The sequence below is a fragment of the Nitrosopumilus sp. genome, assembly GCF_025699125.1.
In the GTDB taxonomy this organism is placed as follows: domain Archaea; phylum Thermoproteota; class Nitrososphaeria; order Nitrososphaerales; family Nitrosopumilaceae; genus Nitrosopumilus.
In genome coordinates, this window is the sequence record NZ_JAILWC010000001.1 from 662,620 (window position 1) to 676,389 (window position 13,770).

21 protein-coding genes are annotated in these 13,770 nt (G+C 34.3%); 6 read left to right on the forward strand and 15 right to left on the reverse strand.

The genetic code is table 11. From position 1 onward, the window contains the following. Nucleotides 1-84: 84 nt before the first annotated feature. The 9 genes from K5783_RS04070 to purS all read right to left on the reverse strand — a co-directional run bounded on the left by K5783_RS04070 (nt 85) and on the right by purS (nt 7,023). Nucleotides 85-387 carry a hypothetical protein gene (locus K5783_RS04070; RefSeq protein ID WP_297472246.1) on the reverse strand — a complete coding sequence of 101 codons (303 nt, stop codon included), beginning with the start codon at nt 385-387 and terminating at the stop codon, nt 85-87. Nucleotides 388-408: 21 nt separating this feature from the next. Beyond that, nucleotides 409-1,233, reverse strand: a complete 825-nt coding sequence (gene purC, locus K5783_RS04075; protein WP_297472247.1) for a phosphoribosylaminoimidazolesuccinocarboxamide synthase — start codon at nt 1,231-1,233, stop codon at nt 409-411. A gap of 42 nt (nt 1,234-1,275) precedes the next feature. After that, a complete protein-coding gene (locus K5783_RS04080; protein WP_297472248.1) occupies nt 1,276-1,662 on the reverse strand; it encodes a hypothetical protein in 387 nt (128 codons plus the stop codon). 121 nt (nt 1,663-1,783) lie between these two features. Beyond that, on the reverse strand, nt 1,784-2,068 hold the full coding sequence (locus K5783_RS04085; RefSeq protein ID WP_297472249.1) for a DUF427 domain-containing protein: 285 nt from the start codon (nt 2,066-2,068) through the stop codon (nt 1,784-1,786). Nucleotides 2,069-2,110: 42 nt separating this feature from the next. After that, on the reverse strand, nt 2,111-2,356 hold the full coding sequence (locus K5783_RS04090; RefSeq protein ID WP_297472250.1) for an Lrp/AsnC ligand binding domain-containing protein: 246 nt from the start codon (nt 2,354-2,356) through the stop codon (nt 2,111-2,113). A gap of 1 nt (nt 2,357) precedes the next feature. Beyond that, nucleotides 2,358-3,791: an amidophosphoribosyltransferase gene (locus K5783_RS04095; protein ID WP_297472251.1), complete on the reverse strand. Its 1,434-nt coding sequence runs from the start codon at nt 3,789-3,791 to the stop codon at nt 2,358-2,360. Continuing rightward, a complete protein-coding gene (purL, locus tag K5783_RS04100; protein ID WP_297472252.1) occupies nt 3,784-5,949 on the reverse strand; it encodes a phosphoribosylformylglycinamidine synthase subunit PurL in 2,166 nt (721 codons plus the stop codon). The genes K5783_RS04095 and purL overlap by 8 nt, the downstream gene beginning before the upstream one ends. Next, nucleotides 5,946-6,626 (reverse strand): phosphoribosylformylglycinamidine synthase subunit PurQ, encoded by a 681-nt coding sequence (purQ, locus tag K5783_RS04105; RefSeq protein ID WP_297472253.1) that lies wholly within the window; start codon nt 6,624-6,626, stop codon nt 5,946-5,948. The genes purL and purQ overlap by 4 nt, the downstream gene beginning before the upstream one ends. 136 nt (nt 6,627-6,762) lie before the next feature. After that, a complete protein-coding gene (gene purS, locus K5783_RS04110) occupies nt 6,763-7,023 on the reverse strand; it encodes a phosphoribosylformylglycinamidine synthase subunit PurS (RefSeq protein ID WP_109875933.1) in 261 nt (86 codons plus the stop codon). Nucleotides 7,024-7,561: 538 nt separating this feature from the next. On the opposite strand from purS, the gene K5783_RS04115 reads away from it, so the two are divergent. From K5783_RS04115 to K5783_RS04125, 3 genes are read left to right on the forward strand one after another with little or no spacing between them, the layout of a single operon-like run. Continuing rightward, nucleotides 7,562-8,029 carry a hypothetical protein gene (locus K5783_RS04115; protein WP_297472254.1) on the forward strand — a complete coding sequence of 156 codons (468 nt, stop codon included), beginning with the start codon at nt 7,562-7,564 and terminating at the stop codon, nt 8,027-8,029. A 30-nt stretch (nt 8,030-8,059) separates the two neighbouring features. Next, a complete protein-coding gene (tatC, locus tag K5783_RS04120) occupies nt 8,060-8,851 on the forward strand; it encodes a twin-arginine translocase subunit TatC (protein ID WP_297472255.1) in 792 nt (263 codons plus the stop codon). A 27-nt stretch (nt 8,852-8,878) separates the two neighbouring features. Next, the gene (locus K5783_RS04125) at nt 8,879-9,085 is read left to right on the forward strand and encodes a twin-arginine translocase TatA/TatE family subunit (RefSeq protein WP_297472256.1); all 207 of its coding nucleotides are present in this window, start codon (nt 8,879-8,881) and stop codon (nt 9,083-9,085) included. Here the strand turns inward: K5783_RS04125 and K5783_RS04130 are convergent. The 3 genes from K5783_RS04130 to K5783_RS04140 are packed head-to-tail and all read right to left on the reverse strand — an operon-like array spanning nt 9,082 to nt 10,277. Beyond that, entirely contained in the window at nt 9,082-9,510 is a 429-nt protein-coding gene (locus tag K5783_RS04130; RefSeq protein ID WP_297472257.1) for an SRPBCC family protein, read from the reverse strand. The genes K5783_RS04125 and K5783_RS04130 overlap by 4 nt on opposite strands. 7 nt (nt 9,511-9,517) lie before the next feature. Next, the gene (locus K5783_RS04135; RefSeq protein WP_297472258.1) at nt 9,518-10,075 is read right to left on the reverse strand and encodes a UbiX family flavin prenyltransferase; all 558 of its coding nucleotides are present in this window, start codon (nt 10,073-10,075) and stop codon (nt 9,518-9,520) included. A gap of 55 nt (nt 10,076-10,130) precedes the next feature. Then, complete coding sequence (locus tag K5783_RS04140) at nt 10,131-10,277, reverse strand: hypothetical protein (RefSeq protein ID WP_297472259.1); 147 nt, start codon at nt 10,275-10,277, stop codon at nt 10,131-10,133. A 91-nt stretch (nt 10,278-10,368) separates the two neighbouring features. Between K5783_RS04140 and K5783_RS04145 the strand changes: the two genes are divergently transcribed. After that, complete coding sequence (locus tag K5783_RS04145) at nt 10,369-11,460, forward strand: formate--phosphoribosylaminoimidazolecarboxamide ligase family protein (protein ID WP_297472260.1); 1,092 nt, start codon at nt 10,369-10,371, stop codon at nt 11,458-11,460. A 630-nt stretch (nt 11,461-12,090) separates the two neighbouring features. Beyond that, nucleotides 12,091-12,351, forward strand: coding sequence for a hypothetical protein (locus K5783_RS04150; protein WP_297472711.1), 261 nt, complete (start codon nt 12,091-12,093; stop codon nt 12,349-12,351). Here the strand turns inward: K5783_RS04150 and K5783_RS04155 are convergent. Beyond that, nucleotides 12,348-12,596 (reverse strand): hypothetical protein, encoded by a 249-nt coding sequence (locus K5783_RS04155; RefSeq protein ID WP_297472261.1) that lies wholly within the window; start codon nt 12,594-12,596, stop codon nt 12,348-12,350. The genes K5783_RS04150 and K5783_RS04155 overlap by 4 nt on opposite strands. Nucleotides 12,597-12,803: 207 nt before the next feature. Between K5783_RS04155 and K5783_RS04160 the strand changes: the two genes are divergently transcribed. Next, a complete protein-coding gene (locus K5783_RS04160; RefSeq protein WP_297472262.1) occupies nt 12,804-13,007 on the forward strand; it encodes a hypothetical protein in 204 nt (67 codons plus the stop codon). Here the strand turns inward: K5783_RS04160 and K5783_RS04165 are convergent, their stop codons facing one another. Together K5783_RS04165 and K5783_RS04170 are read right to left on the reverse strand one after the other, a co-directional pair. Beyond that, nucleotides 13,008-13,226: a hypothetical protein gene (locus tag K5783_RS04165; protein ID WP_297472263.1), complete on the reverse strand. Its 219-nt coding sequence runs from the start codon at nt 13,224-13,226 to the stop codon at nt 13,008-13,010. Nucleotides 13,227-13,281: 55 nt separating this feature from the next. Beyond that, nucleotides 13,282-13,707: a bifunctional nuclease domain-containing protein gene (locus K5783_RS04170; RefSeq protein ID WP_297472264.1), complete on the reverse strand. Its 426-nt coding sequence runs from the start codon at nt 13,705-13,707 to the stop codon at nt 13,282-13,284. Nucleotides 13,708-13,770 lie beyond the last annotated feature (63 nt).

The following is a 13,770-nucleotide window of genomic DNA, read 5'->3' on the forward strand; positions in this document are numbered from 1 at the left end:
TATGTCAGAAAACGGCGACGATGACAGTATTTTGCGAATAGTCAAAAACACAATTCGAGTTGAAGGAAAGGTACTATGCGTAGACTAGGAGTTCAACGATGAGATTATCTCTTGTTTAATATCTGCCAATCTATCATTGAACACTTCAGATATCAAATTCATCATTTCAAAAGTAGACTCTGCATTAGTTTCTTGTTTATTATCAATCCGTTTGTTATTTAGATAGTCAGTAGACTTTACAACAAAAGAATGGTAAACCATTCCAAGAATACAATCATCTAAATTCACATCCCAATGTTCAGAGTTTATCATGTTTGTGTAAGAGGGGATTTGGTTAATCACAATGTTCATCAATGTTTCAATTTCTTTTTTGTCTTCAATTCCCATAACTCAACAATTATTCTAGGGTTAAAGAGTATTTCCAGTTATCTTCTCATATGCAATAACATATCTCTGAGTCATTTTTTGGATGATTTCATCTGGAATTTCAGGTGGTACTGGCTCCCGTCCAGCATCACGCTCATCATCAAATTTTTTCTGATAACCATTAGCGACTAACCAATCCCGCAATAGCTGTTTGTCATATGCTTCTTGGATTTTTCCTATTTCATAGGAATCCTTTGGCCATAGTCGATACTCGTCTGGGCCGATAGAATCACCCAAAGTAATTTTTCCATCTAAAATTCCGAATTCCAGTTTCAAATCAGCCAAAATAAAACCCGCATTATTTGCAATTGCAGCCATTTTTTTGTAAATGTCAATCGAAGTTTTCTTTAGCCACTCATATTGTTCTTCAGTTACCAAGTTCATATCCAACGCTTTTGATTTATTGATGGGAATGTCATGTTCCGACTTTGTTGTAGGATCAAAGATTGGTTCAGGTAGTTGTGCAGCAAGTGTTGTGTTGGTTCCTTCTGGAACAGAAACCTCACCTTGTTTCCATCTGCTTACAAGACTGCCATAAAAATAACCTCTAACTACACATTCTATAGGCAACATCTTCATTTTTTTTACAACAATTTCAGTATCAGATTCTCTTCGAACAAAATGGTTTGGTACGGATAATTCGTTAAACCAAAATTCTGCAAATTTGCACAAAACTTCCCCTTTACGAGGAATATCTTGTTTGAACTTGACATCAAATGCCGAAACTCTATCGGAGAACTTGAAAAGTAAGGTATCTTCATCAACGTCATACAGATCCTTTACTTTACCGCGTGTAAGAAACTTCAAACAATAAGACATTATTTTTATTGGATTTAACTGCTAGGAAAACTAAGAGCCCATCATCCCAACCATTTTAGGCATTTCACGATACGCTTTGTTTACGAAAATACCATTATCTGCAGATATCATAACAAATTCCATTGGATTGTCGGATGGCGGTGAAACTATGATTTTTTCACCAACATTTAACGTTCCTAACTCTAATGTATCACCAGCTCCAAAATTCACATGAACGTTAGTAAGTGGCAAAAATCCAGTGTTTTGGACAGTTACACGTCCCATTACAAACATGCTTTGTTTGTCTAAAATAGGATCAACAAAAACATCATAATCTTGTGTGGAGACAGATAATTTTAGAATATCCATACCAAATATTAGCGCCATTATTCCAATGCCACTAACACCTACTGCAATAATCACAGTATACCGTTTCACGAATAATTGGTTGTTTTTCTAATAATTAAGACTAACCAGAAATAGTAAATTGGCCTAAACGATTACCATTGTTTCCAATACAATTTCATTCTAAAATAGTATTTTTTAAACAAGCATCCAGTTAGGAATCAATCACTTTAACGCCATTCCAAAATGCCACCATTCCCTTTATTTTCATGGCCGCATCGTTGGGTTGCTCGTAATACCAAGCACAATCCTTGTTGGTTTTACCGTTAACAGTTACTGAGTAGTAGTTTGCCATTCCTTTCCATCCACAAAAGGATGTTTGATCGGTTTTTTCAAAATATTCTTTTTTGATAGAAGCAAATGGAAAATAATGATTTCCCTCAACAACTACAGTGTTATCACTTTCAGCAATTACCACATCATTCCATATTGCTTGCATAGTATCAATTCAGAAATACAATATTTAAAGAAATTTCCAAGATTAATTCTTATTTTGCTCAGGTATCACAGATAAAGTTGTAGTAGATATCACATATGGGATTTTTCTAATTTGTCTTGTAATGATATCTGCAATTTCCAACGAAGAGTTTGCCTCAATTTTTACAAAAATATCATAAAGGCCAAAAGTACCCTTTGCCTCTTTGACTTGATCAATTTTTAAAAGTTGACGCATGACATCCATTTCATGACTAATTTCACTTTTTACTAAAACCAAAGCTGTTTCCAACTTATTCACCCTTCATTTCTTCTCTACTTCGGAATTCAGGAGTTATTCCAAGTGACTCGTAATTTCCAGTGGAGCATGTAAAACACATAGAATCTTTTGGAATGCCTACAGCCGCTGCAAGATTTTCTGCATCATTGTATCCCAAAAAATCAGCACCTATACTTTGTCTAACCATTTCAGTAATTTCAACATCACTCATTTCTTTGCCATCGGAAAATGTTGCAAGTTCTTCTCGTGATGGAAAATCAATTCCGGCATAACACGGAAATTTAATTGGAGGGTATGTTATTACCATGCTGATTTTTCTAGCACCCGCTCTACGTAATGCTTTAATGATTGCTTTGGAGCTTGTACCTCTAACTAAACTATCATCAATAACAACTACGTGTTTGCCTTCAATGATTTCCCTGATTGGAATAATCCATCGATTGATTTCTATCCTGTCTGATTGATGAGGTTCTATAAAACTGCGTAATGGACCTTTCTTGCTATATCTATCTTTTAGAAGACCCTCATCAAATGAAACACCAAGTTCTTGAGCATATCCTAATGCAGCAGGTCTGGCAGAATCAGGTACAGGAATTACTAAATCTGCATCACGTATTGGAAATTTTTTTGCCAAAAATCTGCCAATATTTTTTCTTGCAACATAGATGTTGGTTCCCTCCATATTGCTGGACGGATGTGCAAAGTAAGTAAATTCAAAAGAACAATGGGCTCTTGTAAGATCATCAGAGAAGCGTTCAGTCTCCAAACCATTTTTACTTAATTTTATTAATTCGCCGGGATTTACATTTCGTTGAAGTTTTGCTCCAACTGCAGATACTGCTGAAGACTCAGATGCAACAATGTATGTGTCATCAGATTCTTTGTATCCTAGAACCATTGGACGGAAGCCTTTTGGATCACGTGCTGCATAAACTGAATTATCATCAGAGATAAATGTAAAACAATAAGAGCCAACCATTTCATTTTTAAGAATTGAGAGTGCTTTTCCCATTTGACCGTTCTCAGAGATTAGTGCAACTAGTCGCTGTGCTGCAACAAGAGTATCACTTGCATTCTGGGGAGTAAACGAACATCCACCTACTAGATTTGACAATTCCTGTACATTTGCAATAGTTCCATTATGTGCAATACAAAGATCCTTTACTTTAAGAGGTTGAGCATTTTCCAACGAGCTTCGTCCCATTGTAGAATAACGAACATGTCCTATTACTGCTGGAGAAGAGTATTCTTCAGTTATTTTTTTGAATTCAGAGGAAGATCCAGAAACCAATCCCAGCCGTTTAAGCGGAGGTTTGTTTGGAATTGCCAAGCCCCATGCTTCTTGTCCTCTGTGTTGAAGTGCCCTTAGTGCATCAATGACCATTGGGACAACATTAGTCCCACTCAGACTAAAAATTCCAACAACACCACAATTTTCTTTAACCATGAAGTACCAAGTCCCTTAACGAATTTAACCAAGTTTTTTGTGCTTTATCAACTCTTAGATCAATGATAGAATTTGTTCCATTCACAAATTGAATTTTATCTCCTTCAAAGTGCCCAATAATTTCGAAAGAGACTTTGTTCTTTTTTAACAGAATTTCTAGTTTTTTTAGATTTTTCTTCTCAAAAGTTAAGAGATATCTAGAATGACTTTCAGAAAATAGAGTTCTGTCAACGTCAAGTTTACCTCTCGGAATTTTTTCCAGAGATATTTTACAGCCAATCATGTTTTGCATACATAATTCGGACACAGCTACTGCAAGTCCACCTTTGGAGCAGTCATGAACAGACTTTAGGATTTGGGCATCTATGGCATCCAATACGGCATTCATATTTTTCTTTGATTCTGAAAAATCCACTACGGGACATTTTCCCCCAATAAAGTTGTGAACATATTCAAAATATTCAGAACCTCCCATTTCATCTTTAGTATCCCCAATTATTACAAGGCAATCATTTTCAGAAATTTTTTGAGGCACTAGTGGTTTTTTATCAATTAATCCTAAAACACCAATTACAGGAGTAGGTTTTATGGGTCCAGCAGGAGTTTCGTTGTAGAGACTAACTTTTCCGCCAACGCAAGGAATTTCAAAATATTTAGCAAAATCAGTCAATCCTTTTAACGATTCCAGAAAAGTCCAAAATATTTCAGGATCTTTTGGGTTTCCAAATTGAAGATGGTCAAGCATTCCAATCGGTTTTGCACCAGTGCAAACAACATTTCTGCATGCCTCTTCAAAACAGCCTATTGCACCTTCTCTTGGGTTAATGTAACAATGTTTTGGATTGCCATCAATTTTTGCAGAAAGAAATTTTCCATTATCTAACCTTAAAACAGATGCGTCACTGCCAGGTTTTACAACAGTTCTTATTCCAACTTCATGATCATATTGTCCATAAACCCAAATCTTACTTGCAATATTAGGAGATGCAAGCAATTTCATCAGAATTTTAGAATAATCAGATATTGATTTGAGTTTCTTTTCATTCTCGATTGTTTTAAGATATTCAGGGTATTTTGATGGCAAATCCAATAATGTCGCATTTGCAACAACATCAGTGGGAAGATTTGCCAGTATCTTTGTACCTTTCTTCACACGCATTTGACTATCCGTTGTAACATGTCCAATTACTGAACATTCAATGTGAAATTTTTTGCAAATAGATTCTAGTTTTTTTAATTTAATTTTATCAGTAACAATTAGCATTCGTTCTTGAGATTCAGAAACCATAATTTCATCTGGATGCATGTCAGATTCTCGGGTGTGGACTTTTCTAACATCCATCTCAATTCCAATATCTAGCGCATCGGCAGTTTCGGAAACTGCACATGATAACCCACCACCGCCAAGATCTTTCATAGCATGAATTAATTTCTCATTTCTAGCCTCCAAAATTGCCTCAATGATCAATTTTTCAATGAAAGGATCTGGAATTTGTACTGCTGAACGATCTTCAGATTCTAATGAATCAGAAGCAAATTGAGAGCCGCCTATTCCATCTCTGCCGGTAGAACCACCCAACAAGACTACAAGATCACCTTTTTTCGCATGATTTTTAATTAAATTTTCTTTTTTACCAAAACCGATTGCGGCAACATCAACTAGTGCATAATTTTTATAACAATCATCAAATTCAACCTCACCTCCAATTGTTGGAATCCCCAAACAATTGCCATAAGCTGCAACACCACTAACGGCATTTTTGAAAAGCCATCTAGCATGTTGATCTTTCTCAATGTTTCCAAATCGCAATCCATCAAAAATTGCAATAGGTCTTGTTCCAGCAGATAAAATATCGCGTATTACTCCGCCAACACCGGTTGCGGCTCCACCAAAAGGTTCAACAGCAGAAGGGTGGTTATGACTTTCAATATGTGCAGTTACTACATAACCACCTCCAACATCTAAAACACCAGAATCATATCCTTTTTCATTAATTACTAATGGTCCAGCCATGGGTAACATTTTGAGATGCTTTTTTGATGATTTGTAAGAACAGTGCTCAGACCATTCTGCAGATACAATCTGAAGTTCTGTAGATGTCGGATTCCTGCCAATTTTAGATTTTAATTCAGATAGTTCATGGGATTCTAAACTCAATTATTAACACCCATCTTTACCAATAATGATTCAAAAATTAATGAAGACGGTTTGTTATCAATTGGGTTAATTTCTGGCTCAACAGCTCTTTCTGGATGAGGCATCATCCCAACAACATTTTCATCTTCATTGCACACTCCTGCAATTCTATCTGTAGAGCCATTTACAACATCACTGTATCTAAATACAATTTGATTTTTTTTCTTTAATTGTTTTAACACAACATCGTCTGCATAATACCGTCCTTCACCATTTGCTATGGGAATTGGAATTTTTTGATGGAGTTCAAACTTATTCGTAAATGGAGTAGTATTGTTTTCTACGATAAGACTGGTCCATTCACACATAAAATTAAGAGATTTATTTTTCAGTAAAACTCCTGGCAATAATCCAGATTCTACTAAAATTTGAAATCCATTACATACACCTAATATTGGGATCCCTTTCTCAGCCAATTTTTTGACATCTTTTATAATTGGACTATGAGCAGCGATTACTCCTGCACGAAGTCGATCACCATAAGAAAAGCCCCCTGGAAGAATTACTGCATCAATATTTTTGGGAAGGGGTTTTTCATGCCAAAAGTATTGAGCGTCAAGATTAAAGACATCGGTTAGAACATGATACATATCACGATCACAGTTACTACCTGGAAAAACTATAACCCCAACTTTCACAATTGTTTTTAGATTCAGAGATATTTAATTTGAATCGAGTCTGAGAAAAGTTTTATGTGAATGAAATCCCTGATCGCTACCAGTCAAATCAAAGATAACATGAAAAAAATGCAATAATTACATAATTTGAAAAATATCAGGCTTCAAAGACATCTATTGTCACTTTGCTCACCATAGGATTGTAAATTCGTAATTCATCACAAATTTCTTGTACTTTTGATTGAGCAGATTTCTTATCTTTTTCTTTAATAGTAAACTTCAACATTTTTGCAGTTTTGATTTTTGAAACTGATTTGTGAGTTCCTTTTAGCACCAGATCATTTAGAATTGTATCGCCTTCGGGATCACTCATGCCAGGTTTATTTTCAATGGTTACATGAACATCAAAAATAGGCATTATTAATTTAAAAATCGAAAATGAGGTTAATCTATCTTCCGAATAAATTTGTGTTTTTATACTTATTTTGGGATATTTGTTAGGTATCCGATTCTGAGGACTTGTATTGTTGCAGATATGACCAGCCCAGGATCGGTTACTTTAGATTTTTTTAATGTATTTGATGTAATCCCAGTAAAGACAAGATGGAAAAAGGGTGAATTGCAATTAATGATTTGTTTTTCAGAACTTCTTTTGAATGGGATGTATCTTTTGCAAAAATTCCATTTTCATCCAAAATGATGCAGAGATAACCATGAAAAAAATCAGGATTCTATTTGCCGTTGCATAAACACATACAATAAACTAAGATTATTGGATTTGCCCAAGACAGGATTTTTCCACAGTATGATTTCTTTTTAATGTTTGAAAATAGATCAATCAATACAATTACAATTCAATTATTCAGACATGGTTCTGATCACTTATAAAAAAAGTCATTTTTTGCATCCATTGCATATATTGGAATTTATAGCTGATGATTTTAGAGAATCATATAATGGCAAAAGGAAGAATGAGATATTGGAAGATTACTTCTGAGGAATTAGGAGGATATGCTTATGATGAAAATAACTTACTTAATTGGGAAATAAAATGCGTTAGAGAACCTGATGACGAGGCCAAATTCATAGGTGTTTTCATGTACAGACATGGTACTGCATATGATTATGAATCAGTAAGAGGGATTTGTTATTATCACAACAATATTGACAGAAAAGAGCTCCCATCAATCACCAATTTCCTTCAAGGAAAATTTAACGGTAAAGAGATGGAAAAAGGAGACAGAGTATTCCTCAAAGATTCAAAAGAAATCTTCTCGGCTAAGGACATTTCAGAATTGGCAAAGGAGATGGAATCGAAGTTTAATACCAAGGCAATAATTTCTTTAGAGTTTGAGGGAATTACTGCTGAAAAACTAAAAGAGGCAGGGCTTCCAGAAGCAAAATTGTTACCAATCCCCACTTGATTGATATAGTTTAAAACACAAAGATATCCGATGTCAGAATTGGATGGGATTAACCAGCACTTAGAAGAGCTAAGAAAAAGACTTCTCAGGATTGTTTTAGTGATAGGAATCATTACTGCATTCATCTTAACTTTTCATGCAGAACCAATTCACATATCTGGAATTACAATGTACTATCCCTCCCCAGATCCGCTAAACAACATTGCAGCACAAATTACCAACCATATGAAAACAAATCTTGTTCCAGAAGATGTTCAACTAATTCAAACTGCACCGGGACAGGCTTTCTTTGCTCAAGTGTACATTGCGGCACTGGTAGGAATAGTTGTAGGGATGCCAGTGATTGTAAAAGAGCTAGTAGGTTTTATCAAACCAGCATTAAAAGAAAATGAGATTCATGTAAGCAGAAATATCACTCTTCCAGCATTAGGCCTATTCATTACAGGTTGTGTGTTTTCTTACAATTTGGTCATCCCATACATCTTAGATTTTTTATATCGATATGGAGAATCTGCAGGACTTGTAACTTTTCTTAATGTTATAGAATTTGTGACATTTGTTTTACAGTTTTTACTTGCATTTGGATTTTCTTTTCAGCTACCACTAGTAATGTATGCAATTTCAGTATCAGGTATTGTAGATTCAGATTTTTGGAGAAAGAATATCAGATATGCAATTGTGATCATAACGATATTTGGTGCAGTCATCACTCCTGATGGAAGTGGGGTAACAATGTGGTTCATCGCAGGTCCAATGATTGCACTTTATCTAGTAGGCATGATAATAATTGAGCGCAAAGAACGCAAAAAGTTGAACACTTAAATCCAAATTTAATCAAATAACAATAACATGTTAGGAATGGGATTATCCAATTTCATAGCTGGACAAGAATGGATCTTTATCATCATTATTGCAGTAGTGTTCATTTTTGGTGCAAAGAAAATCCCAGAACTTGCAAAAACCTTTGGTAAAGCTAAAGGAGAATTTGAGAAAGGGAAAATTGAAGGGGAAAAAGAACTCAAAGACCTCAAAGATAAAGAAACAAAATCAGACTAGGTTTCAGCAGTTTTTAGAAAATCATCAATAATTTTAGAATAGCTATCTTCATATTTTTTGTTTCCAAAAAGTTGACCAATCTTCATTTTACCTTTTAATTTCAAATTTACATCAATTGATATTTTAGTTCCTTCCGCATGTTCAATAAATTGTTGTTTTATGTGACTGCCTTTAGCATCCCCACCTATTACAAAAATTTCATGTAATGCAGGTTCTTGAGAAACATGTTTTGACATTATCACCATTTCTTCCCCTCCAAGATTCAAATGCTCTTCAACTACTGCAACATTCCCACGAATTGAGCGAACCCTGATTGAAGGAAAATGTTGAGGGATTAATTTTTGATAATTTTCATAATTAGATAGAATATCAAAGACAACTTCGCGTTTTGTATTGACAATTCTTTCTAAGGTAAACTCGGACAAATGTAATTTAGAAAGTTCCCCAACGAGGGTATAAATCGTGCTCTACATCAAATTGGTCCAGACATTTTCCCACACCATGATTTACAATATCATCAATGGATTTGGGTTTTGTGTAAAATTCTGTTACAGGGGGCAATATTACAACTCCTAATCTAGAAAGCTTTAACATGTTTTCCAAATGGATTGCTGATAACGGAGTTTCCCTTACCATTAAAATTAATTTTCTGGATTCTTTTATTGTCACACCTGCAGCTCTTGCAATTAATGTATCATCATACCCATTTGCAATAGCTGCCAAAGTCTTCATGCTACATGGCGCAACAATCATACCATCAATTCTATGTGTTCCACTTGAAACACTGGATGCCATGTTTTTTTCGTCCGAAATGCTTGTTGCCAGTGACGTTACGTATTCAAGTGAATAATCAGTTTCCATTGAAATGCATTTCTGAGCCCATTCAGACATAATCAGATGTGTTTCAATATTTGATTTCTTGAGAGTTTCCAGCATTCGTATACCATAGATTACACCAGTACTACCAGTTATTCCTATAACTAATTTCAACAAAATATCTATCAAAGTACAGTATTTTATGTATTAGATAACAGGGTGTTCAGCATTAGAAATTTTGAGCGTTATCGGCTTCTGCGGATTCTTGTAATTCCTTGTTGAGTTTTCTTCGCTTAAGCCACAGCGAAATTCCACCGATAGTCATTGCAGTAAGCAAGATCACTCCTGCCATTTGGAGTTCAAAGTGGTACAACATATCTAAAATAAACAATTGGTTTGGGAAAAATCTTGTGATCTCATTCGATCTTGAAAATTAGCTATATTACCTCCCATCTTCTAGGCATAATGTGATCAAGAGTTCTGAGATAAAGAAGATAGTAAACGAATATTCGGACGTCAAGATAGGAGTCCTAGGAAGTCATTCAGCATTAGAAGTAATGGACGGGGCAAAAGATGAAAATTTCCAAACTATCGTTTTCTGTCAGAAAGGCAGAGAGGGACCTTACCAAAGATTTGGAAGAATTGCAGACGAAATAATTGTTTTAGATAAATTCAAGGACATGGCTTCTGCCAAATATCAAAAAATGTTAAGGGATTCAAATACAATTATTGTCCCACATAGATCACTTACCGTTTATCTTGGATACAAGACAATTGAAAATTCATTCAAAGTTCCAATTTTTGGAAATAGAAAATTATTCCAAGCAGAAGAGAGGACAGCAAAAAAGGGGCAATATTACTTGTTAGAAAAAGCCAGAATAAAATATCCCAAATTATTCAAAGATCCTAAAAAAATTAACAAACCATGCATCGTAAAAGTTCAGGAAAAAAATAGACCTCTAGAAAGAGCATTCTTTACAGTTTCATCATACAAAGATTTTGTTGAAAAATCAGAAGCAAAAATCAAACAAGGAGTAATCTCAAGAAATGATCTAGCAAAATCAAGCATTGAAGAATTAGCAATTGGGACATACATGAATTTCAATTTCTTTCACACACCGATATCAAATCAAGTTGATTTTATCGGAATTGAGCGAAGATTACAAACCAACATTCATGATTACAATGCCCTTCCTGCAAAACAACAATTAGATATCAATGTGGATTTACAAAATATTGAAGTAGGACACACTCCTGCCAGCATTAGAGAATCATTACTAGAAAAAGTCATTAAAATGGGAGACAAATTCGTAGCAGCAGTCAAAAGAGAATACGCCCCAGGAATCATCGGTCCGTTTTCACTTCAAAGTGTAATTACAAAAGATTTAGAATTAGTTGTGTACGATGTATCTTTACGAGTTCCTGGAAATCCAATAGTTGCAACTACTAGCCCATATACAAAATACCAATATGGACAAACATTTGGAGTCGGTAGAAGAATTGCCATGGAAATAAAGCGAGCTCAGGAAGAGGAACGTCTTGACGAGATTGTCACATAATTTCAGTTCTGACATTTCAAGTTGAAAATATTCCTGATATTCTACAAAGATTTTTTGTGAAATTAAAAAGAATGTGTTTGAAAAGAAAAATTAAAGGCGCAAACCCCTAACTGCAGAACTCTGAGAGATTCCCTCTCGTGGTCAAACGTCTAAACGTCTGATTGCCTTTTTTGTTCTGCGGGGCAGCGCAATCTAATCGCCAGATTTTATAACTAACGACATCCATTAGTATAAGACATATAACTATTTAACATTTAGTATGATTTTTTTGAATAAAGTTGATGAAATATTGTAAATCTCATCTAAGCATAAAAATCATAGTTTGACTAAAAATTAGCGCAGGTAAAAAAGGAAATTTATTCAAATACAAAAACGAAGAAAGAAAATTCAAAAAATACATTATTTGATTGGTTCAGAACAATAAATGATAATTTAAAAAATACCTAAAAAATTACAAAAGCATATTTTCAGTGAACACCATGCATTTTTGTTAATTGGTTAGATTGGAAATATGTTGAATACCATTCGTTCTAATTTTGAATGATTAAAGCGGTTTGACATTCAAAATTGAATTGCTGAGGCCAATTAACAATACAAACTCTTTTGTTGTCATTTATTGATTAAACAATGATGGGGAAAACAATTTTCATTAAAGAAATAATCCTAATTCTAAAAGAGCCAAGATTATGTCCAACTTGTGAAAAAGAAGACAGATTGGAAAAAGATATTGTGAGAGAGGAGAGAACAAATGGTAAAACTATCTTATGCTCCAGATGTGAGGCACTAATAGTAATAACTAATCAGCATCCAAGAAAAGTAGAACTATCATCAACCATGGGCGACATCATAATGCTAAAAGAACCACATTTAATTAGAAAAGTAAGCTACTAAGTTTTTGATTTTCCAAGCAATTCTTGAATTACATAATTTCTAACATTTGCAAATTCCCACTCTTTTAGATCAGCATTCCTGCATTCTTCCTTGATGATTAATCCTGCCAAACCATGACTCCAGATATGACGCTTGGTATCATAAACTTCAATGATTTTGCCATGTTTAGTGATTTTGATTGCCCCATGACATCTTTGGACCACTTTGGATGCTACTCTTTGATAGATTTTTTCAAAATTTACCACAACATTACATCATTGAATCACATCAAAAAGGTTCTGATTTTTTAGATGGGATAATAATATACCATAGAAATTACAAGAAAAAATGCTGATGATTAACCAACAAACTAAGCTATAACTGATAGATGATGAGTTTGCCGAATTATGAAGCAATTTAAAAAATATTGGGATTTCATAACCAGTATTAGGAGGAGACTCCAATCATAGGCAATGGGCAAACTTCCTGAAAAATTTCCAGAATATTCTATAATGTATAAAACATTATCAAAGCAAATCAAAGCATTAGAAAATATTAAAGAAAATGCTCAAGAAAATGAGATAAATGAAATCAATTTAAAAATTCAAAATTATCAGTCAGAATTATTGAAAATAAAGAGAATGTTTCCAGATGATTTTTTTGATGGAGAAAATTAATCATTCATGAAAATGGTCATGATCGCAATTACATTGATGATCATCATCTTTTACAGATATTAATTTCTGCACCATTTCATCACGGATTTTAAGTAAATCGCCAACTTGATGTTTTAATGATTGAGAGTCCCAATTACCTTGATGAAGTTCCCGGACAACATCTATGATTTCAAGATCAACATTTAGCAAATTGTCCATCAACTGCTCTTGTTCATTCATAAAATTGTATAACTTCTGTATGAAAAAAACTATTCTAATTAAAAGAAAACAGTGTTTATGCTTCCATGCTTTCTTTTAGAAGATTTTTTCTAACGAGAATAGGAATTTTGTAAAATGCGCCTAATGCCATTGCATCGGACGCTCTATAATTTCGCAGCACAAGATCTTTTTTTCCTGTAAAATACAAATTTGCACGTAAAACTTCTCCACTTTCATATATTTTCACCTTAACTAGAATCAGCTCATTCTCCTCACAAATCTCCTCAATCATCTTATAGATGGAAGGGGCAGATTCTCCCTCAGGATCGTTAAAACTGGAGATATGCCTGGCAACCTCACCAGAAAAAGCCCTCATATGAAATTCTTTTCCATTATCAGATTTTAGAACAACCATGCCTTCAACAGCATATGGATCAACAAACCCAACATAATCAATTTTCACAGATTCATAATCAGGCTCTTGTGCTTGATCAATTTCCATGGTATTACGCATAAACTACTTGTTCAGAGTTTATAAAGATAGCAAATTTTTTGGATCAAAACT